Source organism: Salibacterium aidingense DSM 18341 (genome assembly GCF_000429685.1).
Classification (GTDB): Bacteria; Bacillota; Bacilli; order Bacillales; family Marinococcaceae; genus Salibacterium; species Salibacterium aidingense.
In genome coordinates this window covers 156169-180828 of the sequence record NZ_AUCI01000006.1, presented here as the reverse complement: position 1 = coordinate 180828, position 24660 = coordinate 156169, and the positions used below count along the sequence as shown (strand labels likewise).

Here is a 24660-nt window from a genome sequence, read left to right as displayed (position 1 = left end):
TATGTTCCATTGAAACCTAAAAATATTTTGTTCATCACTAGTGATCAGCAGCGTTGGGACGCGGTCAGTTTTCAAAATCCGATTGTTAAAACCCCTAACCTGGAACGGATCGCAAAAAAAGGAATAGTATTTAACCGTGGGTATACATGCAGCCCCGTTTGTACCCCTGCCCGGACCTCTCTGCTAACCGGTCATTATCCATCTAAACATGGCTGCAATACAATCGGAACGAGTCTTCCGGAAGATTACCCAACCATCCCGGCAAAACTATCGGAACATGGGTATTTCACAGGTTTAATTGGTAAAGCACATTTTATGTCTTGCTTAACTCCGGGCAGCTTTGAGGCAGGGCCTAATATTTATGATAGAGACTTTTTCCGGGAATGGAATGGACCTTACTTTGGATTTGACTATGTACGTTTTGTAACTGGACATAGTAGTGAGAAGCATGCGGCGAGCGGACACTATGGATTGTGGTTAGAAGAAAAAGGGATAGATACCAATAATTATTTTGGTAAAGGTACGCCGCACGATGTCGGAACTTGGGCGCTGCCGGAAGAAGTCTCGAATTCAAAGTGGACGGCGGATGAGACGATGGAAGCAATCAATATGGCAAAACAGAAAGAAGATCCTTTTTTTCTATGGGCGAGTTTTCAGGATCCTCATAACCCGTTTGTGGTACCTGAACCCTGGGCGAGTATGTATAAGAAAGAGGAAGTACCATGTTACGACCTTCAGGAAGGAGAGATGGAGAACAAGCCATCTTTCTATCAAGATCTAGTAGACGGTACAATGTATGAGAATGAACCTGAATTACATGTCAATGGAATGCCGGCCCCTTGTATAGGGGAGCTGCCGTTTTTGGAAGATGAGAAAAAGAGAGAAATGATGACAAAGTATTATGGAATGGTTAGTCAGATGGATCATCATATCGGCCGCATATTAGATCATTTGGAGAAGACGGGTCTTATAGATGATACTGTTATTGTCTTCACCTCCGACCATGGTGATTACATGGGTAATCATGGCTTGTGGTATAAAGGTTTGCCAGCATATGAAGACATTCAGAAAGTCCCCTTTATCGTTTCCCACCCTGACTGCAAAACGCCCGGAGACAGGAGCGAATCGTTACAAAGCTTAATTGATCTAGGAAACACATTTATGAATATTGCCGGGATAGACCCTGATCCTGGTATTCAAGGAATAAATCAAGAAGAAGCCTGGAAAAATTGCGATACTGAAAAAAGAGACTGGGTAATGGTAGAATTTCGTCCAACAGAAAGTTCATTTATGCAAAAAACGTTCATCGTACAACAGTATAAATTGGTGGTTTATCATAATCGGACATACGGTGAGTTGTATGATTTAAAACAGGATCATGAACAATTAAACAATTTATGGGACAAGGAAGAAATGCAATCCATAAAAACTCAACTCCTGCAAGCCCTGGCTTCGGCGGAAATGGAAAAGGATGGAGTGTTACGCGCAAGGACGGCAATATCATAAGAATCTAAAAATTTAGTGCTGTTTTTGAATATCCGGGGGGTGCTATCTCCAAAGGAGCATTGCAGCATATGTCCATCCTTTACTGACCCGGAAACTTATATGCATTCTGCTGGAGGAGCCCATGGATAAGCTGGTGTATGTTTTGAGTACTTTTTCCGGGTATTAAAGGAAAGCGTCCGTTTTACCTTTTTTGGCAAGTTTGTTAAAAGAGGCAGCTATCCCTTTGAAGTATTTTACAAAGCAGTGTTGAGAAAAGGGTGTCTTTCTATGTCTTGCTGCCTTTGCTAAAGAATTAAACCAGCCAAAAAATCATAACAATGAAGAAGTACACGGAATTGCTACATTCAATGATAGCGGTGTGCTTTGGTTGTAATGGTTTTTTGTAAAAAAGAAAGATGCGGAAAAAACTAAACAAATAAGCAGCTCCCAAACCAATAAATCCGAAAACAAAGCTTAGGATAACAAGAAGGCTGTGATAAGCCCATGCATACCACTTGAACGTCGAATTGTTTTTTTCCCTGATAAACATCTTTACAAAAAAGACACTGCCAATAAAAAAACCAACCGAAGCTGCCCAAATATAAAGGGCGGTTTCTTCCCATGTTCCACTTCCAATGAGGTATGCAGCAGGCCCTCCTAAGCACAGTCCCATAATCGCAAAAAGGTCATTTAAAAAGGCTCGTTCGTTTTTGCGTCTGGCAAAAATGATGTTAATCCCCAGCATCGGGAGCAAAAAGCCAGCAAACAAGAGCAGCTCCGGATAGAAAAGCAGCGGCACACTAAGAAATAACATTGCGATACTGGTATAGGCAGCGAAGCCCTTGACATACATGCCTCTGTTTTTCTTTTTCTTAACAAACAGCAGCAAGGGGCTGGACGAAATATACAGAAAAAACCAGCCGGGAAAAAGGAATAGGTGAATCCAATGCGGTCGGCCGGCAGTCATCCCGATTAAAAAGGGAAGGGCAACCATTACCCATGCCCCGTGCTGCCTTGGTAATACCAGCCTTTTCATAAGGTATCCCCCCTGTTTTCTTAAAACGATCGACCAAGGAAGTGAGAAACATCATAACGGACAAATAAAAATCTCCCAGTACGGGAGGTGGTTACACGAATAACAATGATCATTTATCACTTATGAGAGGGGAGCCGACATAAAGGGGGGGTTATGCGTAGTTACCATTTTATTAAATGCTTTATTTACATGTTGCAGGAATGTAAGTACAGGCAGGTTCACTTTCCAAATAGTCCCCTGTGACGGCATAAGCACGGGCACGAGAACCGCCGCAAACGTGGCGGTATTCGCAAACCCCGCATTTACCTTTATAAAGGTCCGGATTTCTGAGCTCTTAAAAGACTGAACTATTGCGGTAAATGTCAGCTAACGGGGTCTTTCTAACATTTCCGCAGGGAACCGGAAGAAAGCCGCTTGGATAAACATCACCGGTATGGGAAATAAACAGAAATCCGCTGCCATCTCTGATTCCTATGGGAGCCCTTCCTAAATCATTCGTAGTTTGCGGACTGTTGCCGTTTGAAGCAGGATAACGACGGTTTCGTTTTTCTTGTTTTTTTCGTTGAAGCTTAATACGCTGGTAATGATGGGCTTCTGTTGTTTTAACATCAAAGGAGGATAATTGGTCCAAGTCATAAAGCCAGTTTAACACGATTTCATGCTCCTCTGGAGTAATCATATCCTCCTTCTTCCCGCGTCCGGCCGGTACCAGAAAAAAGACGCTCCATAGAACGGCATTTAATTTTTCGACTAATTGCGCCATCTCCTCTAAATGGTTGAGGTTATAGCGTGAAACGGTCGTATTAATTTGAACGGGGATCTCCAATTCATTTAAATAATCGATGGCGTTTGTTGTTAAATCGAAGGACCCGCTTGTGCCGCGAAAATAGTCATGAATCACTGCATTCGGCCCATCCAGACTGAATGCCCAGCGGGACAGGCCGACCTCTTTAGCCTTCTGGATTGCTTTTTTGGTAACAAGTGGTGTGGCACTGGGGGTCATCGATACCCGTACCCCTTTTTGGACGGCATAATCCGCTAAATCGTATAAATCTTCCCGCATAAGCGGATCCCCGCCGGTAAATACAAAGAGAGGATTGTCCATCTCATAAATTTGATCAATAAGATGCTCCCCTTCTTTAAACGATAATTCCCTAGGATCTCTACGATATTGTGCTTCCGCCCGGCAGTGCAGACATTTCAACTCACACGCCCGTGTCACCTCCCAAATCACAATGAACGGATTTTTGCTGTAATCCCGCAATATACCACCTTCTTTTCATCACTTAAAAATTTAAAGCTTTCCAATTTCTACTTTCCAGGTAGTTGGACCTTCTTCGGTGTAGTTCCAGTTAAATTGCCCTTCTCTTTCCATCATGAATTGGTAATACAATGGACGGGGATCGTGGTCATTCTTTAATTCCATGACTTCTCCGGGTTTCAATTCATCAAATGTGCTGAAAATAACGGGATGTTTTTCCTTTGCCGGGTATTCGGTCGTGTCTACTTTTGCAGCATAAACAGACAAATTATGCTCCTCCTTATTCAGTAAAAATGGCTTACAATCGTCAGTATACGCGGTGGCCGGGTGTTTGAATGTGAGATTTCACATTCATCGCGTGTGATAAAAATCACTGTTGCAAAAGGAAGTTTGAAGTATTATAAAAAGTGATATAGTCCCGTTTTTTACCGTAACGGAACTGAATCACACAGTGTAAAAAAGGGGAGTTGAAATGATGCCGGCAGACATAATTACCCGCCACTTGAAAGGGGTACCTCTTTTCAAAGAATTGACGGAGGCCGAAATAGAACCGATTGTAAAGATCGCGCATGTAAGGACCTATAAACCACGAACCTTTGTGTTTATGCAAGGTGATCCACTGGAGCGGGTCTTTTTTATTCAACAAGGAAAAGTGAAAATATATAAAACGGATATAAATGGAAAAGAACAAATTGTTTCGATTTTAAAAGAAGATGATATGTTCCCTCATGTCGGTTTTTTTGGAAGAGGTAGTTATCCAGCCCATGCAGAATTACTCGAAGAATCAATTATTGTGGTGATCCCGATTGCTGAGTTTGAAACGATTTTGCTGCAGTACCCGGAAGTCAGTGTAAAATTGTTTCGTGTTATGGGTGAAAAAATCATCGATTTACAAAACAGACTGGAGGAGCAGGTGCTGCACAATACAAAAGAACAAATTCTGATGCTCCTTCTCCGTCTCTGCGAAGCATATGGCAGGGAACTGGGGGCCGGTCAGGTTCAGCTTGACACCTATTTTACTAACAGAGAGCTTGCCAATATGATTGGAACGTCGAGGGAAACCGTAAGTCGTACATTGACACAGTTACGAAAAAAAGAATTTATTCACTTCAATAAATACGGATATTTAAATATATCAACAGAAGCCATTCAAAAAGAACTGTTTGACTTGTGATGAGAATCACTCCGGATTGTATCTTTTTCCTTTACGATAAGGACAGGAATAGGAAAGGAGGGACCAAAAGTGGAGAAACGTCAAGCAGACACCCATGTTGTTGAGTTGGACGTACGGAATATGCTTCGGAATAACCAGGAGCCATTTCATATTATTACCAAAACGGTACGATCATTAAGATCGGAGGAACGCCTTGTTTTACATGCCACTTTCCGGCCGGCACCTCTGCTGACATTTATGAAGAAAAAGGGGTTTGAAAACGAGGTTGAACAAGTAGAGGAAGACCATTGGAAGGTAACCTTTTACAGGGATGGGGGGATGGCTATTGAAACTGAATAATCGCGGTCTTGAACCCCCGCAGCCGATGGTCCGTACGCTTGACGCCCTTGAGCGGCTGGGCGATCATCAATCCTTGATTATTATAAATGATAGAAAACCAATGTTTTTGTATCCTGAATTAGAAGAAAGAGGATACTCGCATGACACGGTGTCGTTAGAAGATGGAAGTTATCAAATTACGATTAGAAAGAAAACGTAGCGATGTTTCCACAGCCAAGGTCCAAGGCGGGGACAGATATTCGTCTTCCTTTGTTGTTCATCTAATTTGCTTTGCCGGCATTTCTTGCAGCACAAGGGCTGCTGCTTTTCAACGCGGCTGCTGTTCTGGAAGGGTCGTATCGTTCTCCGGGGATTTGGGGTGCTGCCCACCTATTATTGCTTGGGTTGGGAGCAATGGTGGCAATGGGTGCGATGTATCAGATGGTACCTGTCACTTTTCTCGTATCCATTTGGAGCATTCGTCTTGGATTTGTTCAATTTGTGATAACAGCTGCTGGTATCCTTTCTCTGGCCGCCAGTTTTTTTATCCGTTTAGATTGGCTGCCTGTCAGCGGTGGATTGACGCTGCTCGGTTTATTAATATTTTTGCTGCAGATGGTAATGAGTATGAAAAGTCAAAAGGAAAAAAACATTCTTTTCTTATTTGTGCTGACAGCCTTACTTTGCCTTTTCCTGACGATTATGCTGGGACTGCTTCTTTCCATAAGTCTAGGATTTGGTAGGACGGTGTTTGATCACCTTGCTATATTAAAAAGCCATATTCTTTTGGGTTTGGCCGGGTGGTTTACACTGCTTATCATGGGATTTTCCTATAAACTTGTGCCGATGTTTTCTTTAGCTCATGGTTTTTCAATGAAACTCAGCCGCTGGGTATTTGGTATTTACATTACAGGTTTAGCCCTATCGACTGTTTCTTTTTTCTCATTAACCACTAATTTATTCACAACTGGCCTTATCCTGCTGTTTGCAGGTTTTACCTTATTTACGGTCCATATCGGTCAATTATTAAAAAAAAGAATGAAAAAACGGTTGGACAAGGGTTTTCTTTTTTCATTGTCCTCCATAGCGGGAGGCTGGCTTATTCATTTGTCTGCGGCTGCCGCCTCGTTTTTCCCAGGTCAGGAAGGATTATTTGGACGGCTTGTTTACTTGTACATTTTCGTCTGGATTACCTTTACGATTAGTGGTTACTTGTTCAAAATCGTACCCGTTCTCTGGTGGACCTATAAATACAGCGGCCAAGCCGGACAAAAAGGAACACCGCTTTTAAAAGATTTAATCCGCGAGCGTTCAGCAGTTATCATTTTTACATTATTTGCTGTCTCGGCTTGCGGCATCGTGGCGGCTTTTATTTTAGCACATACCGTTCTTTTTTCCCTAAGCCAGGCTTTGTTTTTTGCAGCAACGGCTCTGTTTTGTACAGAGGTTATTAGAGTGCTGACTAGATAACCCAGGAGGCATCGAAAATGGAGATGAAAAACAAAGTGATGAACGCCTTAAAAGAGGTATATGATCCAGAACTTGGCATTAACGTCATTGATCTTGGGCTCATATATGAAATAGAAGTAGATGAGAAAAACCATGTTGATGTCAAAATGACGTTAACGACGCCTGGATGCCCGCTTCATGATAGTATTGTGTATGGGGTTAAACATTGTATCAATTCTCTTGCAGCCGTTAAAACCGTCGAAGTTCAAGTCGTCTGGGAACCTGCATGGACTCCGGAAAAAATGAGCAGACTTGCAAGCGAGCAGCTGAAATTTTAAAAGTAAATGATATAGACGAGTACCGGGCTCTTCACATCAAAAGATGCCGGTACTTTTTTTAATCCCTTGGAAACTGATGAAAAGCATTTGCCTGAACCGGACAGCAGCAGTGGTGGAGGACACGAACCCCCGGAATGAAGCTCTTCGAGGCCTCCAACATAGCTTTTGTACCCACTGGCTAGAGGAGAAGAAAAGGACCGGTCTCCAAACGTTTTTGGCAGCCAAGAAAAATGTAAATGGAAAGCGTAGTGTTCTCTATCCCCACGGAGATAGGACTAGGACAAAATTTAGGCGCAGCTATTCTCCAGTTACCCTCCCTTCTTCCGCCAGAATGTTAATCGGAGGCCCCCCTGTGCTGTCAGCATTGGAAATATAGGGGAACGCTTCACCCTGCAGCGGTATAATGTAAAAATACACTTAATATGGGCGGATTTCCATTTTATGTTTTTCTTATACCTGAAAGTAAAAAGGTCAACGAGTGATGAGGCTCACTTCGCCCCCGGTGCTTTCTATTTAGAATAAGGGTGTAGGAAAGGGGAGTGATAACGATGGCCGATAGTCCTTTATCAAGAAAAACACAACCTGCTGAACAAGCCGACAGGAAAGAAGAGTATTCATTAAAAGGGACGTTGATATCGGTAGGGGTGGTAGGAGCAATCATCCTCATTATGTGGGCAGGGGTGTTTTGGCTGTACATGTCGAGAGTGTAAGGGGGAGGAATAAACATGCACCGATTGGAAGAAATTTGGATTACGTTAAGTGTCGGACTTTTACTTGTATTTATGTTAATCATTGGTTATCAGACGTTCGCGCTTGGGATGGGACCGCCGAGTCATAAAGAAACGATTGATCCGCAAGAAGTAGACGAAACCGAACCATTTGATGACCCCGGAGTGAAGGAAACAGGGGATAACGAATATGAAATTGTCATGACGATGCAGGCCTTTCAGTTCACCCCGGGCGACATTGAAATACCCGCTGGAGCAGAAGTAACGTTTACGTTGGCCACTAAAGATGTAACCCATGGTTTTCAAGTAGCAGGAACGAATATAAATGCAATGGTTATGCCGGGACACGTTCAGAAAATAACTCATACATTCGACGAACCCGGGGAGTTTCTTATATTGTGCAATGAATATTGCGGGATAGGCCACCAGATGATGTCTACAACAATTACGGTAACGTAGGGAGGTGACGGCATGGAACAAGCAAGGACTGAACCGATACGTCAAACATCTAAAAAAGCATTAGGCATAAATCAGAAGGATGCGAAGGTTTCCCTATCCTATTTAACGGTGGCGTTTGTGTCGCTTCTCATCGGTGGAATTTTAGGGCTGCTGCAGGGACTGGAGCGGTCAGGGCTTTTAGAATTACCTACAGGTGTTAACGGCACATGGCATTTTATTACTCGTTGTTTTTTCCACTACTTTTACGATTGGCTATCAGTATGCTGCTCTTTCGCATTCTTTCGAGGGCCTGTTGTTTAATGTTCGAAAGCTGGCATGGGTTGGCTTCGCTTTCATGCTGACGGGAACAGCACTCGTTGCTGTGATGATTATTTTGAACGAAGCATCTGTGTTATACACATTTTATCCTCCTTTAGCCGCTCATCCCTTCTTTTATGTTGGATTAGTACTTCTTGTATTAGGGATCTGGGCTTGCTGCTTTGGTGTTTTTATCAATTACAGTCACTGGAGAAAAGCACATCGCGGGCAGCCGACGCCACTATTAGCCTTTTTTGCAATGGGTGTATTCGTATTATGGTTTTTTGCAAGTATTGGGATAACGATTGAAGTGCTGACCCTGATTCCCTGGTCGATGGGTTTAGTAGAAACTACGAATGTTATGGTGGGGCGTACGCTGTTTTGGTGGTTTGGACATTCCCTCGTTAATATTTGGTATCTGGTGGCTGCTTCTGTATGGTATGTGGTTGTACCAAAACTTATTGGAGGCAGGCACTTTAATGAAAAATTAATTAAACTAGTAGTTATTTTGCTTGTGATTCTAAACATTCCCGGTGGATTTCACCATCAAATTGTCGATCCGGGGATTTCCCTGTCGATTAAATATTTGCATGTATTTATGAGTCTGGCGATCGCAGTGCCTTCATTAATGACCGCCTTTGCGATGTTCGCTGTGTTTGAGCGTGCCGGTAGAAGATTAGGTGGAAAAGGGCTGCTTGGCTGGTTGAAAAAACTCCCATGGGGAGATGTTCGTTTTTTAGCGCCAATGATTGCGATGATTGCCTTTATTCCTGGGGGAGCAGGCGGCATTGTCAACACAAGTAATCAACTGAACCAGGTCATTCATAACACGCTGTGGGTTGTGGGTCATTTTCACGTCACAGTAGGGATGTCGGTTGTTATGACCTTTTTCGGCATTTGTTATTGGCTGGTTCCCTATCTTGCAAAGCGGCGGCTCACTGCAAAGATGAATAGATTAGGGGTTATTCAAACGATCATTTGGACAGTTGGTATGGTTTTAATGGCAGGTTCACAGCATGCAGCAGGACTGCTGGGTGATCCGCGAAGAACTTCTTTTACGACCTATGGGGACCATTCCACAGCATTAAGCTGGATACCCTATGAATATGTCATGGGGATGGGAGCGGTACTACTGCTGATTGGTGTCCTTATTCAGGTGTATGCCGTGTTTCATATGATGTTCTTTGCCCCAAAGGGAGAAACGGAATTTCCAGTGGCTGAGGCAGAAGATGGGGCCGCACCAGCCCCGATGTGGACCGAGCGCTGGGGTCTGTGGATCGTCTTATTGCTTATGGTCGTGGCGATGGCGTATGTGGTTCCGATTATGGATTTTATTCTGAATGCACCACCCGGGTCGCCTCCGATTAAAACATGGTAACACGAGCGGGGTAACATCCTGTATTACGATTACCTCTGAAACCTTTAAGGAAGGGGTCGTTATGATTTATAAACATCGTACGGCTTTTGCTATGATTCTCGTGGTGTTGTTTGGAATGACATTGTTTTATATTAGTACGGATGGATTCAGGGCATTTACATCAGAAAGCGCAAGATCGTATGAATTAATGCAGAAAAACCCTGCCGTTCCTTCTGTCACGTTAGAAGATAGTCAGGAACGTACTTATTCCTTTGATGAACTGGCTGAAGATAAATATGTACTTCTAACGTTTATGTACACCAGCTGCACGACAGTATGTCCCCAATTGGCCATGAATATGGCGGAAGTGTACGACTTGATTCCGGGCGAATATGTAGGAAAAGAGATTGTTTTTTTAAGTATAAGTTTTGATCCAACAAAAGATGATCCGGAAACGTTAGCTAAATATAGGAGAGCTTTTGGAAGCGACGGGCAAACCTGGCGGATGGCACGTATTAAAGATCAAGAAGAATTAGAGCGTCTACTAGAAAAATTAGGCGTTGTGGTGATTCCCAACGAATATGGAGAATTTCAGCATAATGCTGCCTTTTATCTGGTAGGAAAAGAAGGCCGGTTACAAGAAGTGATGGATTTCACAAATGTGGAGGCAGCAGCCGGGACAGTGACGGCGATCCTTGAAAAGGGGGAGAATAGGCCATGAAACAAGCGGTATATGGACTATTGCTGTATGGTTTTCTTGTTCTTCCTCCTGTGGCTGCATTGTTAGAATCGATCATGATTGTTCACATGCATATGCAAATGCCCTTGTTAGTGTTATCCGGTATTTTTATGGCTCGTTTTTTTCAAATTCACTTTCCTCGATTTTTTGAGAAATGGAATAAAAACGGGGTCCCTGGTGTTTTATTATTTATGGTGATCTGGAGCTATTGGATGATTCCACGAATGATGGACGAAACGTTAAGCGTCCAGGCAGTGGAAGTATTTAAATTTATCAGTCTGCCATTTTTAGCTGGAGTATCTCTTCGTGATAGTTGGAGCAAACTTGGGTCGAGTGCTCAATCAATGGTTTTTGTATTTCTTACAGTCGTATTTCTTTTCATGGCATGGATATATATTGGAGCGGATAAACAAATATGCAACAATTATCTCGAAGTGGAACAAAAAACATTAGGCTGGGGATCCCTGGCCTTTGCATTAATTATGATTATATATTTTCTGCAATTATTTTATATCGATCAATCGGAATATAAATAAACAGAACTCCGTGATATTTTTCACAGCACCATGATGATGGTGTGATTTACAATAAAAACGTAATAAAAAATGACTCAGGGGGGATATCGATGAAAAAGGCTTTATTAACAACACTGTCCATCGCTTTTCTTTTTCTACTGGCAGCATGCGGGGGCACAGATGGGGAAGATACGGAAAACGCAGGCACAACAGTTGATATTACTGCAACCAACTGGGAATTTAATAAGGAACACTTTACGGATCCGGCCGGGGAGGAAGTTACCTTTCATCTAACCAGTGAAGAAGGCATGCATGGCATTGAAATTGAAGGGACAGATGTAAATATTGAAGGAGAGGGCTCAGCCACGGCAACCCTGGATCCTGGGGAGTATACAATCATGTGCAATGTACCGTGTGGAGAAGGGCATGAGGACATGGTTGCCACCTTGACAGTGGAGTAGTGGAAACCAGACCTGTGATATTTTTTACAAGCGGGGTGTGATATAGATCAATCTATATATCTGTTCGGTCCTTTATTATATGAAGTAGGAGGTGCATAACTGATGATTGAAAAAATTGATGCAGCTGAAACAGTAGGGGAGATTGTCGTTAAATGTCCAAAGGCAAGTGACTTTTTCAAAAGTAGAAAAATAGATTTTTGCTGCGGGGGAGACCGTCCATTAAAAAAGGTTTTATTGGAAAAAGGCATCGATGAAGCATCAACATTGGAAAAACTGAATGAGTTATATTTTCAAACGATGGCCACAGATACTATTACGGACTGGCGGGCGATTTCTTCGCAAGAAGTGATAAAGCATATCGAACAAACACACCACCTTTTCATTAAAGAAGAGTTAGAACAATTGGCGCCTTACGTGCGAAAAGTAAAGCTGGTACACGGTGCAGACCACCCATTTCTCCATGAAATAGACGATCTTTTTACAGCATTTAAAGACGACCTTCTCGCTCATACAAAAAAAGAAGAACAATCTGTTTTTCCGGCAATCCTTGCATTTGAACAGGAAAATCCCGGTCATTCCAGAGAAGACCTTGCTGCCATGATTGAAGAATTAGAAGCCGAGCATGATGACAGCGGCGGCATATTGAAAAAAATCCGCGAGTTAACAAATGACTATACCCTGCCGGAAGGAGCCTGCAGAACCTATCAATTAGTATACAAGAGACTGGAAGCACTGGAAGATGACACTTTTACTCATATCCATCTGGAAAATAACATTCTTTTTCCTCGTTATGCGGTATAAAACGCACGTGTCGCCGGTCTCCGATGGGAGGTCGGCATACGCAAAGGTTTATGCGTAATGGGAATTAAACGCTTGTGTTTTAATTGATATACACGTGCACAAAATACATCGATTTTATTTTTTAGATGTGACACTAGAACAATGGCGTTCCCTTTATTTTTTTGATCTTTTAGTATCTGTTTTAAACATTCATCCCCATTTTGATCTAATCCATTGGGTTGGTTCATCTAATAGCAAGACATTAGGATGTTCCATAATGGAATAGTAACGTACAGGTTTTTTATGGGTAGATTCCAAACCTACTTTCTCTAGTGCTGAATGAATATCAGTGTCAGTGATTTTATTCTGAATGCTTGCAAGCAGCCATAAATTGCGATAACTAGAATACTGAGGTAGAAAAGAAGTAAGCGTTAAATAATCCCCCCTTATTTTTCAAGGTGGGGATTATTTAACGCTTACGCGTCCATAAATAAAAGCACACAGTCGGGGTTGGTGCTCTGTCTTTCATCACGTTCAAACGTCACCTTCTTGCTCAAAGCTTGCCTACGGTTTGAGCTTCGGAAATGCTGTAACATTAAAGAAGTGGAGACAGGCTCGCGGAATAGGTTTAAAATTATGGATAATAAACAGACTTGAGCCCTCCTTTAAAAAAATATTTATTTCGTTGTTAATGGATTTGGCATGATTGCGTATTAACTAGTGAATTAATCATGACCCATGGGTTATTTGACAATGAAAGGAGTTGTAATGGATCACTTGGTAATAGAGGGAGGCGGAGAGATGAGATGAAGTATGCCCAATCCAACATACCTGCGTATCGGTCCGTAAGAACAGATACAGCAAAAAAAGAAATGACAGACCTTGAATTCGACCAGATTTTTGAAACGTATTACAAACGGGTGTATAAATACATTTGCTATCGAATCAATGACCAGTATATGGCAGAGGATTTATGCAGCCAGGTATTCGAGAAAGTGATTGTCAAATACAACACTTATTCTCCCGAGAAATCTCCTTTTGAAGTATGGTTGATCGCCATTGCCAGAAATATCGTCACGGATTACCACCGTTCAATGAAAAAGGGATTTCACTTTTCCATGGACTCTTTGTTAGACATGGTTTCATTCAATTCGTCTCCGGAAGAAGAGATTGTTTCAAAAGAAAAAAACAAGGATTTATTTCAAGCCCTGAGCCACCTTAGGGAGAAAGAGCGGAATATCATCGCCCTGAAATTTGGTGCAGATCTAAAAAATTCGGAGATTGCTGAGTTGGTGGGGATCAGTAGCTCCAATGTCGGTGTTGTTATCTACCGAAGCCTAAAAAAACTTCGCGAACGCTTGAATGTGAGGAGGAATGGGCATGAGTGAAAAAAAACCTAACGATGAGGATCTCAAGGAAGTGCAGCGCTTGCTTATCACCACAGAGGTGGACGAAGACAAGCATAAAGAAAAGATTTATAACCAGGTAAAATATAAAATGCAAACAGAAACATTACACAATAATAACCAGAAAAAGGATGTGTTTTTTATGAAAAAAAAGATGAAGCATATTGCCATTGTAACAACAGTTTCCGTTTGTTTGGTTGGCGGCTTTTCAACGACCACTTATGGGCAGGAAATGATTGAATCGATCATGGACCGTTTTCAAATAGGCGATATGGAAGTCACTCAATATGACCAATTGCCCGTGAACGAAACAAATAACGACGAGAATGCTTCGGACACAGACCGCGAAGAAGTTCACAAGCCAAGCGTATCTCTCGAAGAAGCACGTGATACGATGGAAACCGATTTTGGAGTTCCGACACAGATGCCGGACGGTTCTGAGCTCTCGAAAATAGTCATGCCCCCCCAAGATGCTTTTGATGTTGAACTTCAGTACACAAAAGAGGATGAATTGGTTTCTTCCTTGTTGATTTCAGAGGGCGACAAGGGAATTTCAACAGATGAAGAGGTCAAAAAGGAAGATATTGCCGATAAAACTGTTTACTTCGTCAATGGCATTGTATTATGGGAGCATGAGGGGTTGACTTATGAGCTGTATCAAATGAGCGAAGAAGGCTTTGGGACAGATTCGCTTGAAAAAATCATTTGGTCCCTGGCAAGCGGAGAAGAATACAGTGAGGCAGAACAATTTTTCACAGAACAGGGTGTAGCTGCTGAGGAAATAGATCAGGCCATTACCCATTCCATTGAAAAAAACAATAAACTGAAAGCCGGGTTGGGCGAAGAAGCCTATGAAAAACTGCAATCGGGAGAATTTAACGAAGAAGAAGAAACGAAGATCAGAGAAGAAGCAGCGGAGATCCTGGAAAAGGAAGGAAAGTAGGCTGAAATACTAGGGATCCGTATGGCAGGAGTGCCGTGCTGCGACCGGACTAAATCGAGTAGAGTCTGGGACAAAACCATCGCGAAACCAAAAATTCCCGAACCATTCATGGATGAATGGGTTCGGGAATTTTTGTGCGTCTTTCTCTTGCTGCGTCAACATCCTTCGCTTTTGCCCATCGGGCACAAGGGCGACATCTGCTCAAGTTTACGATGTTCTACTTCACAGTGTCTTCTTTTGCCGCGGGCACGGCTGGCTCGTAGAAAGGAGGACTTGAATTTTTACGGGATGCTATTTTATTTTATGTAGGAGGGAGAAGTAAGCCTGGTATAAGTTTCTAACCAATAGAAAAATCCTTACTGAATGAAAAAATTTTCATCCAATTCCTCATAGTGAATGTAATTCAGAAAATCTTGTATCCTTACATCTTTTTTTTTAACAAGTTCATCTAATATAGAGAAATGACATATTCTGTACACCCCATGTGAGGGGGATTTTTCTCCGTTGCGGACAGGAATAATAGCTTCTAATTGTTGTGTCGTCTGAACGTACACACAAAATTCGGCTGCCTCCGGGGAGATAATGAAGGCATCCCTTTCGACCAACCATACAAATGATTCTTTGGCTAAGGAGAAAGCTGTATAAATATGTCCAATAACACCTTTTCCTTTATAAAATTCTGTTATAATTCGAATAGAATTTCCTATAAAGGGAAGGTACAGTTTAGGATGATTTGTTATTAAAATAACCTCAGAGCATACTTTTCTCATTTCTGAAATCTGGCTTTCCAGCTTATCTTTTTCTGTTATTGACAGAAAGTTATTCTCTTTTTCCCTTTGTTTATCAATAATCACACCCGATAACCCCAATATACCCGCCTCCTTTTTCTCACCTATCATATAATGTGATGCATCGGTCAGCTGTAACATTTGTCACAGTTTATACGATAAACTGTGACATAAATCACTTTTTAAAATATGTATTTTAGATACAATAAAAGTAACAATAATCTGGAGGGATTTGGATGCGGACTTCCGCTGTAAACCGCAGCGATATTAATCACTATCAGAACACGGCCGGTTATTCTGCTTACAACCTTGATGCCATCAAAGACATCATGTATATGCACCCGATAGAAAGAGGACATTTCCTGTTTTTAGAGGACGATCCAGCAGACAAACTGTTTTTCATTCGAGAAGGAAAGGTTAAACTGACAAAAACGACGACAGATGGAAAAGAGCATATTCTAAGCCTGTTTGGCAAAGGCGATATGTTCGGAGAATTAAGCAGTTTTCAGGAGTTAGCCCACAGTTACAGTGCATACACATTGGAAGACAGCCAAATAGGGATCATCCAACAAAAAGATATGGAAATTTTACTATGGCAGCATGGAGACCTGGCGATAGAATTTATGCATTGGAATACACTGATGGAACGTATCACTAAATCCAAATTACGGGACTTAACGTTTCATGGCAAATCAGGGGCGCTTGCTTCCACACTCATACGCCTGTGCAATTCGTATGGAGCGCCCGATGGAAATAGTATTTTCATACAGAAAAGAATCAAAAACGGAGAGCTCGGCGATTTTATAGGAGCCACCCGCGAAAGCGTCAACCGCCTGCTCTCCGATATGAAAAAACAAGAAATTATTTCTCAGAGGGACGGGTGTCTTGTCATCCATGAAATCTCCGCATTAAAAGCCATGTGCTATTGCGAAGAATGCCCGGTGGAAATCTGTCGTATGTGATTAATTCTGTTTCTCATTCGTTTTTCGTAAAGTAAGCCGATAGTTCTTGCAATTTTTCTTCTGGTAACACTCGTTCAATCATCGGAAAAATAACACGTTCTTCTTTGCGAACATGATTCTCAAGTAAGATACCTAATTTCTGCAGCGTCTCTACCGGAGGGTTGGATGCTTGAGAAATCGAATCTATCAAAGCCCGAATCTGAACGTGTTCCATCAGCATGTCTTTAATTTCCGGATGGTCAACCGAATCGTATCTGGCAAATGCTGTTAGCAATATCTCTTCTTCTTCTCGAAAATGTTGCTTTCCAGCAGGTTCCCAAAAGGATAGTGTGTCCTCCAACACTTCTGTTACAGAATAACGGGATAGTTCTGTGCCGGCCCGTTTTAGATTGAGTGCCACAAATAATGCTTGGTGATGGTGATGTGACAAAGGGTATAATGCTTCATGGCGTTTTATACTTTCACGCTTTGGTTTCACGTAAATCTACCTCCTTTGTTCGCCCATTCTGTCTTATATTTGACTCGACCTTATCTTTTATAAATAAGATTATTTCATATAAAAGAAAGGCAAGAACCAGCCACGGCCCAAATGATAAAATAAGTTCTCGCACAAAAATAACAAACTCTCCTTCTATCGCTGAAAAACTAACAGTAAAAGCATACAACATTCCGAACGTAAAATTACGCGACCATTGGGAAATGTCGTATCTTGCTATCCCTTTAGCTACACCATAACATTTTATTCTTGCCACAACACGCCACAGTTCAATAGCCTCCACCACCACAAACCAACTAACTGCCCATATCCATAATACAAAAATAAATCGTACAGGAAATGCAGTCGTCAATGAAGCAGCCAAACCTGAAATTGAAATGGCGCCATGTATAATGCAGTTCGTATTTTTCCAGTCATCTGCAATCTTCCAATTTCGTATCCACAGATAACGTCTCATAATTAATAAAAAGCCCGTTACATATAAAAGAAGACCAAAGCTTAAAATCAGTGCATTCCCATAGTCAGGCAATGGGTTATTAAAAATATTAAATAATAAGATGACGATGGATTGGGTTCCAACTGTTGCCAGGAGTAAGACGCCATGTACATTATTTTTTTCCGGACCTTGAAGGATCCGCTTAAACCCATCGATGCAATGGCACACATACCATATATAAAGAATGACATTGAACGTTCCCATAAGATATGGAATAAATCCCAGATTGATAGAAAACTCGTGAATCACATTTCCAAGAACCGATGTCCCAGCCACCCATGTTCCTACCGCAAATAATTGTATAGGATGCTGCAAATATTTTTTGTGAAATTCACCTTTGCATAAAGCGGAAAAAATGGAAACCACCATCGCCAACCATACACCAGCCAGTATAAGTGCGAGGAGTTCCCCGTTGTCATACAAAGTTGGGAACTCTCGCATAGCACTATAAAAAAAGATACCATGGGCCATGATAATGGCGCCCGCCGGTGTTGGTAACGATTCTTTTTTTATAAACCAATACTTACAGATAATGCAAACCAGTAATGTACCAGTAAACCACCATAAATTAACCGACAATTTCCCCTCCCTCCTCTGATAGACCCCTTATTAATTTTAGATATTAGGAATATTTTTATCTATATTAAGACGCTGTGATTAGAAACTTTTCTTTTTATATTGGGACCTCGATCGGTATTGCTGCGGTGCCCGGGACGGATAGGTCACGGGAGCACTATAAAAATGAATCAAGCGGGTAAATGGTATGGAGGCGAACAATGCAAAAGCGGCTATAATGTGTGCCTGAAAGATAAAGGGGACCTCGAGCATCAGCTGATATTCCGGCTGAAAGGTAAATAAACTCCGAAACCATGGTCCAATCGTTGTTCGATATTCATAAGAAACCACCGTCGTATTATAAATAATCGTCATGTATGTTCCCATTCCCGACACGATCAACAGGGCAAAAACAGAAAAAAAGTCAGAAAAGGTGGCATGTACACGAATGCGGTCAATGGTCATCTTACGTATAAGCAGTATAATAAGCCCGGCAATAACCATTAGTCCAGCTAAACCTCCGCCATATATCGCTCCGATGTGGTACAATTCGTCCGTTATACCTAAAAATTCATATACCCCTTTTGGAATCACCATACCCATGATATGTCCGGCAAAAGCGAAAATAATACCCCAATGAAAAAGCGGAGAACCAATCCGGAGCCATTTTTTTTCAAACATTTCCGTTGAAGGGGCGGACCAGCTTTTCTGTCTGAACGCATAACGGTATAGTAAACCGACAACCATGATTGCCAGTGTGACATATGGGAAAATGACCCACCAAAAAATTCCGCTCATTTCGTACTCGTCCTTTCTTTCTTTCAATGTAGAAACGTATTACTCATACATAATAGGGTAAGGCAGTTCTTCTACATCGGCTTCTTCTCTTTCACATTTTATCTTTTCTATTTCTTCATGTGTGGGCTCTGGAAAAACGTAATTATTTAAGAGATGGAGTATGGGAGCGTAAGGATTGTCCTCAGCAATATGTTCACACATGTATTGCAGAGCAACAGCTAATCGTCGTACAAGCCGCTCGTTATCAAACTTATCCGGACATACTGCTAGAAATTCAAACAACATCGGCATATAATCTGCCAATTCTCCTTCCACTCGTTGAAAACCAGCTTCATTAATATTTTTTTGTAATTTAATTAAGGCGGAGCCCCTTTTTGCACTATCTCCGAATTCATGCGCTGTTAAATACAGTCCCAGCTTTGATTTCAAATCAAACGTAGAAACATAGATTTCTTTTCTGCCTTTATCCGGGAGGGACCGTAGGGGGGTAAGAGCGGCTTTGCCTTTCTCGTACCACTCATGCTTCGTTATATTTTCCTCCATACATTCCAGTATTTCTTTTTCCAGCTCCGGAAAAGGCTCCTCTGGATAATGCAACAATCTTGAAGCTGCCATCAGGATCGTTCGTTCTTGAATGTCCATGGTTATTTCCCCTTTCCACTAGAAAAAGATAAACCCTCCGGCGGTGCTAAGTCTTCAATACTGCAGGCTCCCTGCTGGTAGTATTGGTCGTCATCCATCTCGCGGCGGCCCGTCGGAATGACGAAACGTTCCTTATATTTTGCCACTCCTAACAGCCGATTCATTTCTTCGAGTTCCTCTGTATTGGTGTTTGCTTCGGCGATAATCTGACTTTTATTAAACTCCTCCATACCGCCAACTGTTTTTGCCCTCCGATGCACTCTCATCGCTGTAAGTTTTAGGAGTACATTACGAATGACTTCTGTATCTCCTGCGGACAACAGCGATGCCAGGTATTCCATCGGGATTCTCATTTGATCTACAGCCGGAATATAGCCATCTGTCGATAATTCTTCTTCATTTGTCATATGATTCATGATAGGGCTGAGAGGCGGTACGAACCACACCATCGGCAGCGTCCGGTACTCAGGGTGCAGCGGCAGAGCTATCTTCCATTTTATCGCCATTTTATATACAGGTGATTGCTGTGCCGCTTCAATCCAGGAATCATTAATGCCTGCTTTTTTCGCTGCTTCTATCACTTCAGGGTCAAATGGATCCTGGAACACAGATAACTGGGATTCATATAATTCCTGCGGATCTTCGACGGAAGCTGCCTCTTTAACTTTATCCGCATCATATAACACGACACCGATATAACGGATACGTCCGACACAGGTTTCTGAACAAATGGTGGGGAGTCCTGCCTCTGTCCGTGGATAACAAAAATTACATTTCTCTGCTTTATGTGTGTTCCAATTGTAATACACTTTGTGATAAGGGCAGCCATTCATGCAGAAACGCCATCCCCGGCAGGCATCCTGGTCGACAAGAACGATTCCGTCTTCGTCTCGTTTATACAGTGCTCCGGAAGGACAGGAGGCTACACACGATGGATTCAGGCAGTGCTCGCAGATTCTAGGCAAATACATCATAAATGTTTTTTCATATTCCATCGAAATGTGCTCCTGCAGTTTTTGAACGTTGGGATCGAGCGGAACGACCTCGCTGCCGCCCGCTAAGTCATCATCCCAGTTTGGCCCCCATTCCGGTTTGTCGATGTATTTACCGGTGATCATAGATTGGGGCTGGGCCACCGGTATATTTTCTTTTTTAGGGCTGTGAATCAAATGATCATAATCATACGTCCAGGGTTCATAGTAGTCGTCAAGTTCCGGCATTTCTGGATTATAGAAAATATTTGCAAGCTTTGAAATCGGCCCTCCAGCTTTTAATTGCAGTTTTCCGTTTTTATACACCCACCCGCCTTTAAAACGATCTGTATCTTCCCATGCTTTTGGATACCCGGGGCCGGGACGGGTTTCTACATTATTGAACCACATATATTCTGCACCTGGTCGATTGGTCCATGTGTTTTTACACGTAACCGAACACGTATGGCAGCCAATGCATTTATCCAAGTGCATCACCATCGCTGTTTGTGCCTTAATCCTCAAGCCAATCCACCTCCTTTAATTTTCGAATCACTGCAATGGTATCCCGCTGGTGACCGGTTGGGCCGTAATAATTAAATCCATAGCTTAACTGGGAGTAACCACCAATCATGTGCGTTGGTTTCAGTGATATTCTCGTCACACTGTTATGTGTACCGCCGCGCTTTTTATTGATGGCTGTGGCCGGGACACCCAGCGTACGGTCCTGGGCATGATACATATAGGCAGCCCCTTTTGGCATCCGGTAGGTCAACACAACCCGCGCGGATATGACGCCATTGCGGTTGTACACTTCAATCCAGTCATTATCTTTCAAATCAATCGATGCTCCGTCCTCTTCATTCATCCATACGGTCTGCCAGCCTCGGAATAATTGCGCCATATTGGTTGTATCTGTGAACATGGTATGGATTCCCCATTTTTGGTGAGGGGTCAAATATCTGACTGTGATCGACTTTCCGTTATCTTCTACCCCCGTTTCATCACTTAGAAAAGGACCATGAGAAAGCGGGGGAATATACAATGGCAGGGCCTCTCCAAAATCAAGCATCATCTCGTGATCCAGGTAAAAACTCTGCCGCCCCGTTAATGTCCGCCACGGAATCTTATATTCGGTGTTGACGGTAAACGGGGAATAACGTCTATTATCCTTCTCCAAACCGCTCCAGACAGGGGTTGAGATGGCGTGTTGGGGTTGAGCGGTTAAATCATCCAGCGTAAAAGATTCTTCTTCACGTCCTTGCGCTATCTCACCTAAGTCCTGTCCTGTTTTCTCTTCTAAGGACTTCCAGCCTGCAACCGCCCGTTTTCCATTAGTCGCCCCTGACATCGCTAATATCGATTCAATGACTTGTTTGTCTGAATATAAATCTGGATGCCCTTTTCCGAGGCCTTCTCTTTTAGAGATTCCTAAGCGTGTCATTAATTCTTCATAGACCGGTTCACCTGGAATATGGACACCTTTGCCGCCATAGCCTTTTTTAATATTCGGGCCAACAGTTGTCATTTGTTGAAAAACATTGGGATAATCCCGTGTGACAATTTGAAAGGTAGGCATGGTTTTACCCGGAATGGCTTCTACTTCCCCTTTACGCCAATCTTTGATTTTTCCATGCCCTTGCGCTATTTCTCCCGGAGAATCATGACCGAGCGGGGTCATAACCAGATCTTCTGATTTTGGCAGATGCTTTTCTGCCAGTTCAGAAAACACTTTACTAATTTCGCGAAACGTATTCCAATCGCTTTTGGCTTCCCAGGGTGGAGAAATCGCTGCATTAAAGGGATGGACAAAAGGATGCATATCGGTACTGCTTATATCAAATTTCTCATACCATGTGGCTGCCGGAAGAACAATGTCCGAAAACAACCCGGAACTAGTCATTCGAAAATCGATACTAACGAGTAAATCGACCTTTCCAGTGGGAGCCTCTCCATCTGCATTCACATCTTCAGGGCGCCACGAATGTTCAGCCTCTGCTAAAACCTGATCTTCTCCTCCAATTAAGTACTTTGCAAAGTATTCATGTCCTTTGCCGCTGTCTCCTAATAAATTCGAACGCCAATTGAAGAAAACTCTTGGAAAGTTACGCGGATCGTCTGGATTTTCAATCGCCCAATCTAACTTCTCCTGCTTGATCTGCTCCACCACGTCATCGATGACTTCCTGCTCATTCGAAGCTCCTTTTTTCCTGCTGTCAGCTACAAGATTCAGTGAATTTTGAGAAAACTGAGGAAAAGAGGGAAGCCAGCCCAGCCTTGCTGCCAGCGCATTTATATCGGCTGGATGCATAGCGTTGTATTTCCCGCCCCAGCTGGATTGGTCTTTATTAATTTCTGATTCATACCGGAACTGATCGGTTGCAAAGTAGAAGAACGACGTCCCATTCTGCTGTCTGGGCGGCTTCACCCAATCGTTTGCGAAACCGATTTGCTGCCAGCCTTCAAGCGGACGTACCTTTTCCTGTCCTACATAGTGGGCCCATCCACCGCCGTTTACACCCTGTGCTCCCGTTAGTAAGACAAGGTTCAAAATAGCTCGGTAGATTTGGTCACTGTGGTACCAGTGGTTTGTTCCTCCGCCCATCGCAATCATGGATTTGCCGTTTGTTTTCTCCGCGGTATCGGCAAATTCCTTTGCTACTTGAAAGACATGCTCTTTACGTACACCGGTTATACTTTCCTGCCAGGCGGGTGTAAAAGGTTTAGGGTCGTCATAATCAACAGGATAATCACCCGGGAGGCCGCGCGCTACCCCGGTGTGGGCCATCATTAAATCATAAACAGTGGTGACCGTCAGTATATTTCCTCCCTGGTCCTTTATTTTTTTAACAGGGACGGCACGGGACACCGTTTCGCCTTCTTTTTTGGCGAAATCCGGAAATGTCACAAGAACATTTTCATCCGCTTGATGAATGAAGCTTAAAAGCGGGTCGATGGATGTCCCATCTTCTTTGTCCAGGTGAAGATTCCACTTTTTCCCCCCATCCCATCGAAATCCCTGACTGCCATTTGGCGTTTCTAATGTATCCGTTGCTGCGTCCCATACCATTGTTTTCCAATCACCCATGGAATGATCGTTATTCATATCCGTGGTTCTTAGAAATCGACCAGACCGGTAATCTCCTTTTTCTTCATCCAGGGTTACAAGAAAAGGTAAATCGGTGTAAGTTTTCGTGTAATCCATAAAATAAGGAGTGTCTTTTTTTACATAAAATTCTTTTAAAATAACGTGAGTCATTGCCATCGCCAGGGCACCATCTGTCCCGGCTTTTGCAGGAAGCCAAATATCTGCGAATTTTTCATATTCGGCATAGTCTGGACTTACTCCGATTACTTTTGTTCCGTTATATTTTGCTTCAATCATAAAATGCGCATCCGGCGTTCTTGTCTGCGGAAGATTGGTTCCCCAAATGATAAAATACTTGGCATTATACCAATCCGCACTTTCCGGCACGTCCGTTTGTTCTCCCCATACTTGCGGGGAAGCGGGCGGCAAGTCGGCATACCAATCGTAGAAACTTAATATGTTGCCTCCAATAAGCGATAAAAACCGTGATCCGGCTGAATAACTAACCATGGACATAGCTGGTATTGGACTGAAACCAGCCACGCGGTCCGGTCCGTATTGTTTGATCGTATGAATCGTGGCACTAGCGATGATTTCACACATCTCCTGCCAATCCGCGTGGACAAATCCTCCTTTCCCGCGGGCGTTCACGTACTTAGCCCGTTTTTCCGGGTCACAAACGATACGTTCCCAGGCTTCCACTGGATCATACCCCTTGTCACGTTCCGCCTGCCATAGTTCATACAAATCACCACGAATGTAAGGATATTTCACTCTGATCGGGCTGTATGTATACCAGGAGAAGCTGGCTCCTCTCGGACAGCCGCGTGGTTCATATTCAGGAAATTCCTCCCCTGTGCTTGGGTAATCCGTTTGCTGGGTTTCGGAGGTGATGATGCCGTCTTTGACGTATACTTTCCAACTGCAGGAACCTGTACAATTTACGCCGTGGGTGGAACGAACTACTTTATCAAACCGCCAGCGTCTGCGATATACTTCTTCTGCACTTCTTGATTTTGGACTTTCTTCAGTCCAATCTTGATTTATTTTCTCTCCGCGTTTTAAATGTTTCAGCGTTTCAAATAATTTATTTTGTTTTTTCTTCAACCCGTTCGCCC

At 42.8% G+C, this 24660-nt stretch carries 25 protein-coding genes and 1 pseudogene; 16 read left to right on the top strand and 10 right to left on the bottom strand.

Annotated elements, in window-relative coordinates; genetic code table 11:
• Window positions 1-9 precede the first annotated feature (9 nt).
• The gene (locus G475_RS0107010) at window positions 10-1506 is read left to right on the top strand and encodes a sulfatase-like hydrolase/transferase (RefSeq protein ID WP_026700663.1); all 1497 of its coding nucleotides are present in this window, start codon (window positions 10-12) and stop codon (window positions 1504-1506) included.
• A 292-nt stretch (window positions 1507-1798) separates the two neighbouring features.
• Here the strand turns inward: G475_RS0107010 and G475_RS0107005 are convergent, their stop codons facing one another.
• The 3 genes from G475_RS0107005 to G475_RS0106995 form a co-directional block, all read right to left on the bottom strand.
• On the bottom strand, window positions 1799-2521 hold the full coding sequence (locus G475_RS0107005) for a YwiC-like family protein (RefSeq protein WP_035710428.1): 723 nt from the start codon (window positions 2519-2521) through the stop codon (window positions 1799-1801).
• Between the two features lie 334 nt (window positions 2522-2855).
• Window positions 2856-3785 (bottom strand): TIGR04053 family radical SAM/SPASM domain-containing protein, encoded by a 930-nt coding sequence (locus G475_RS24440; RefSeq protein ID WP_407636193.1) that lies wholly within the window; start codon window positions 3783-3785, stop codon window positions 2856-2858.
• Window positions 3786-3815: 30 nt separating this feature from the next.
• Window positions 3816-4049, bottom strand: coding sequence for a DUF2249 domain-containing protein (locus G475_RS0106995; RefSeq protein ID WP_026700661.1), 234 nt, complete (start codon window positions 4047-4049; stop codon window positions 3816-3818).
• Window positions 4050-4257: 208 nt separating this feature from the next.
• On the opposite strand from G475_RS0106995, the gene G475_RS0106990 reads away from it, so the two are divergent.
• The 14 genes and pseudogenes from G475_RS0106990 to G475_RS24425 all read left to right on the top strand — a co-directional run bounded on the left by G475_RS0106990 (window position 4258) and on the right by G475_RS24425 (window position 14746).
• The gene (locus tag G475_RS0106990) at window positions 4258-4956 is read left to right on the top strand and encodes a Crp/Fnr family transcriptional regulator (RefSeq protein ID WP_026700660.1); all 699 of its coding nucleotides are present in this window, start codon (window positions 4258-4260) and stop codon (window positions 4954-4956) included.
• A gap of 69 nt (window positions 4957-5025) precedes the next feature.
• Window positions 5026-5295, top strand: coding sequence for a DUF2249 domain-containing protein (locus G475_RS0106985; protein WP_026700659.1), 270 nt, complete (start codon window positions 5026-5028; stop codon window positions 5293-5295).
• The gene (locus tag G475_RS0106980; RefSeq protein ID WP_407636192.1) at window positions 5267-5494 is read left to right on the top strand and encodes a DUF2249 domain-containing protein; all 228 of its coding nucleotides are present in this window, start codon (window positions 5267-5269) and stop codon (window positions 5492-5494) included. The genes G475_RS0106985 and G475_RS0106980 overlap by 29 nt, the downstream gene beginning before the upstream one ends.
• 71 nt (window positions 5495-5565) lie before the next feature.
• Window positions 5566-6744, top strand: a complete 1179-nt coding sequence (locus G475_RS24435) for a hypothetical protein (protein ID WP_156911642.1) — start codon at window positions 5566-5568, stop codon at window positions 6742-6744.
• A gap of 17 nt (window positions 6745-6761) precedes the next feature.
• Complete coding sequence (locus G475_RS0106970; RefSeq protein ID WP_026700657.1) at window positions 6762-7061, top strand: metal-sulfur cluster assembly factor; 300 nt, start codon at window positions 6762-6764, stop codon at window positions 7059-7061.
• Between the two features lie 548 nt (window positions 7062-7609).
• On the top strand, window positions 7610-7771 hold the full coding sequence (locus G475_RS26710) for a cytochrome c oxidase subunit 2A (RefSeq protein ID WP_084414031.1): 162 nt from the start codon (window positions 7610-7612) through the stop codon (window positions 7769-7771).
• Between the two features lie 15 nt (window positions 7772-7786).
• Complete coding sequence (locus tag G475_RS0106955) at window positions 7787-8248, top strand: cytochrome c oxidase subunit II (RefSeq protein WP_035710426.1); 462 nt, start codon at window positions 7787-7789, stop codon at window positions 8246-8248.
• Between the two features lie 12 nt (window positions 8249-8260).
• Window positions 8261-9923: pseudogene (locus tag G475_RS24430) on the top strand (cbb3-type cytochrome c oxidase subunit I).
• A 61-nt stretch (window positions 9924-9984) separates the two neighbouring features.
• Complete coding sequence (locus G475_RS0106945; RefSeq protein WP_026700655.1) at window positions 9985-10623, top strand: SCO family protein; 639 nt, start codon at window positions 9985-9987, stop codon at window positions 10621-10623.
• Window positions 10620-11177, top strand: a complete 558-nt coding sequence (locus G475_RS0106940; protein WP_026700654.1) for a hypothetical protein — start codon at window positions 10620-10622, stop codon at window positions 11175-11177. Before G475_RS0106945 ends, G475_RS0106940 begins: the two co-directional genes overlap by 4 nt.
• An 89-nt stretch (window positions 11178-11266) precedes the next feature.
• Window positions 11267-11617: a cupredoxin domain-containing protein gene (locus G475_RS0106935; RefSeq protein ID WP_026700653.1), complete on the top strand. Its 351-nt coding sequence runs from the start codon at window positions 11267-11269 to the stop codon at window positions 11615-11617.
• A 102-nt stretch (window positions 11618-11719) separates the two neighbouring features.
• Window positions 11720-12418: an iron-sulfur cluster repair di-iron protein gene (gene ric, locus G475_RS0106930; protein WP_026700652.1), complete on the top strand. Its 699-nt coding sequence runs from the start codon at window positions 11720-11722 to the stop codon at window positions 12416-12418.
• Window positions 12419-13269: 851 nt separating this feature from the next.
• Window positions 13270-13785: a sigma-70 family RNA polymerase sigma factor gene (locus tag G475_RS0106925; RefSeq protein ID WP_233275744.1), complete on the top strand. Its 516-nt coding sequence runs from the start codon at window positions 13270-13272 to the stop codon at window positions 13783-13785.
• Window positions 13778-14746, top strand: a complete 969-nt coding sequence (locus G475_RS24425) for a hypothetical protein (protein WP_051302258.1) — start codon at window positions 13778-13780, stop codon at window positions 14744-14746. Before G475_RS0106925 ends, G475_RS24425 begins: the two co-directional genes overlap by 8 nt.
• 356 nt (window positions 14747-15102) lie before the next feature.
• Here the strand turns inward: G475_RS24425 and mobA are convergent, their stop codons facing one another.
• Window positions 15103-15600, bottom strand: coding sequence for a molybdenum cofactor guanylyltransferase (gene mobA / locus G475_RS0106915; RefSeq protein ID WP_156911641.1), 498 nt, complete (start codon window positions 15598-15600; stop codon window positions 15103-15105).
• 170 nt (window positions 15601-15770) lie between these two features.
• Here mobA and G475_RS0106910 point away from each other — a divergent pair, with 170 nt between their 5' ends.
• Window positions 15771-16496, top strand: a complete 726-nt coding sequence (locus tag G475_RS0106910) for a Crp/Fnr family transcriptional regulator (RefSeq protein ID WP_051302256.1) — start codon at window positions 15771-15773, stop codon at window positions 16494-16496.
• Between the two features lie 13 nt (window positions 16497-16509).
• On the opposite strand, the gene G475_RS0106905 is transcribed toward G475_RS0106910, so the two are convergent.
• The 6 genes from G475_RS0106905 to G475_RS0106880 form a co-directional block, all read right to left on the bottom strand.
• Window positions 16510-16974: a hemerythrin domain-containing protein gene (locus G475_RS0106905; protein WP_051302255.1), complete on the bottom strand. Its 465-nt coding sequence runs from the start codon at window positions 16972-16974 to the stop codon at window positions 16510-16512.
• Window positions 16958-18067, bottom strand: a complete 1110-nt coding sequence (locus G475_RS0106900) for a TDT family transporter (RefSeq protein WP_026700647.1) — start codon at window positions 18065-18067, stop codon at window positions 16958-16960. Before G475_RS0106900 ends, G475_RS0106905 begins: the two co-directional genes overlap by 17 nt.
• 78 nt (window positions 18068-18145) lie before the next feature.
• Window positions 18146-18841, bottom strand: coding sequence for a respiratory nitrate reductase subunit gamma (gene narI / locus G475_RS0106895; RefSeq protein ID WP_026700646.1), 696 nt, complete (start codon window positions 18839-18841; stop codon window positions 18146-18148).
• A 39-nt stretch (window positions 18842-18880) separates the two neighbouring features.
• Window positions 18881-19483 (bottom strand): nitrate reductase molybdenum cofactor assembly chaperone, encoded by a 603-nt coding sequence (narJ, locus tag G475_RS0106890; protein WP_026700645.1) that lies wholly within the window; start codon window positions 19481-19483, stop codon window positions 18881-18883.
• Window positions 19484-19485: 2 nt separating this feature from the next.
• Window positions 19486-20979 carry a nitrate reductase subunit beta gene (narH, locus tag G475_RS0106885; protein ID WP_026700644.1) on the bottom strand — a complete coding sequence of 498 codons (1494 nt, stop codon included), beginning with the start codon at window positions 20977-20979 and terminating at the stop codon, window positions 19486-19488.
• Window positions 20969-24649 (bottom strand): nitrate reductase subunit alpha, encoded by a 3681-nt coding sequence (locus tag G475_RS0106880; protein ID WP_026700643.1) that lies wholly within the window; start codon window positions 24647-24649, stop codon window positions 20969-20971. The genes narH and G475_RS0106880 overlap by 11 nt, the downstream gene beginning before the upstream one ends.
• Window positions 24650-24660: the final 11 nt, after the last annotated feature.

What these genes read in the sequence shown, in the direction of transcription:
- ric (WP_026700652.1), top strand. Translation starts at nt 11,720, where the DNA reads ATGATTGAAAAAATTGATGCAGCTGAAACAGTAGGGGAGATTGTCGTT.
- G475_RS0106910 (WP_051302256.1), top strand. Translation starts at nt 15,771, where the DNA reads ATGCGGACTTCCGCTGTAAACCGCAGCGATATTAATCACTATCAGAAC.
- G475_RS0107005 (WP_035710428.1), bottom strand. Translation starts at nt 2,521, where the DNA reads ATGAAAAGGCTGGTATTACCAAGGCAGCACGGGGCATGGGTAATGGTT.
- G475_RS0106955 (WP_035710426.1), top strand. Translation starts at nt 7,787, where the DNA reads ATGCACCGATTGGAAGAAATTTGGATTACGTTAAGTGTCGGACTTTTA.
- narJ (WP_026700645.1), bottom strand. Translation starts at nt 19,483, where the DNA reads ATGGACATTCAAGAACGAACGATCCTGATGGCAGCTTCAAGATTGTTG.
- G475_RS0106925 (WP_233275744.1), top strand. Translation starts at nt 13,270, where the DNA reads ATGACAGACCTTGAATTCGACCAGATTTTTGAAACGTATTACAAACGG.
- G475_RS24425 (WP_051302258.1), top strand. Translation starts at nt 13,778, where the DNA reads ATGAGTGAAAAAAAACCTAACGATGAGGATCTCAAGGAAGTGCAGCGC.
- G475_RS0106970 (WP_026700657.1), top strand. Translation starts at nt 6,762, where the DNA reads ATGGAGATGAAAAACAAAGTGATGAACGCCTTAAAAGAGGTATATGAT.
- G475_RS0106935 (WP_026700653.1), top strand. Translation starts at nt 11,267, where the DNA reads ATGAAAAAGGCTTTATTAACAACACTGTCCATCGCTTTTCTTTTTCTA.
- G475_RS0106945 (WP_026700655.1), top strand. Translation starts at nt 9,985, where the DNA reads ATGATTTATAAACATCGTACGGCTTTTGCTATGATTCTCGTGGTGTTG.
- G475_RS0106980 (WP_407636192.1), top strand. Translation starts at nt 5,267, where the DNA reads ATGGGGGGATGGCTATTGAAACTGAATAATCGCGGTCTTGAACCCCCG.
- G475_RS26710 (WP_084414031.1), top strand. Translation starts at nt 7,610, where the DNA reads ATGGCCGATAGTCCTTTATCAAGAAAAACACAACCTGCTGAACAAGCC.
- G475_RS0106990 (WP_026700660.1), top strand. Translation starts at nt 4,258, where the DNA reads ATGCCGGCAGACATAATTACCCGCCACTTGAAAGGGGTACCTCTTTTC.
- narI (WP_026700646.1), bottom strand. Translation starts at nt 18,841, where the DNA reads ATGAGCGGAATTTTTTGGTGGGTCATTTTCCCATATGTCACACTGGCA.
- G475_RS0106940 (WP_026700654.1), top strand. Translation starts at nt 10,620, where the DNA reads ATGAAACAAGCGGTATATGGACTATTGCTGTATGGTTTTCTTGTTCTT.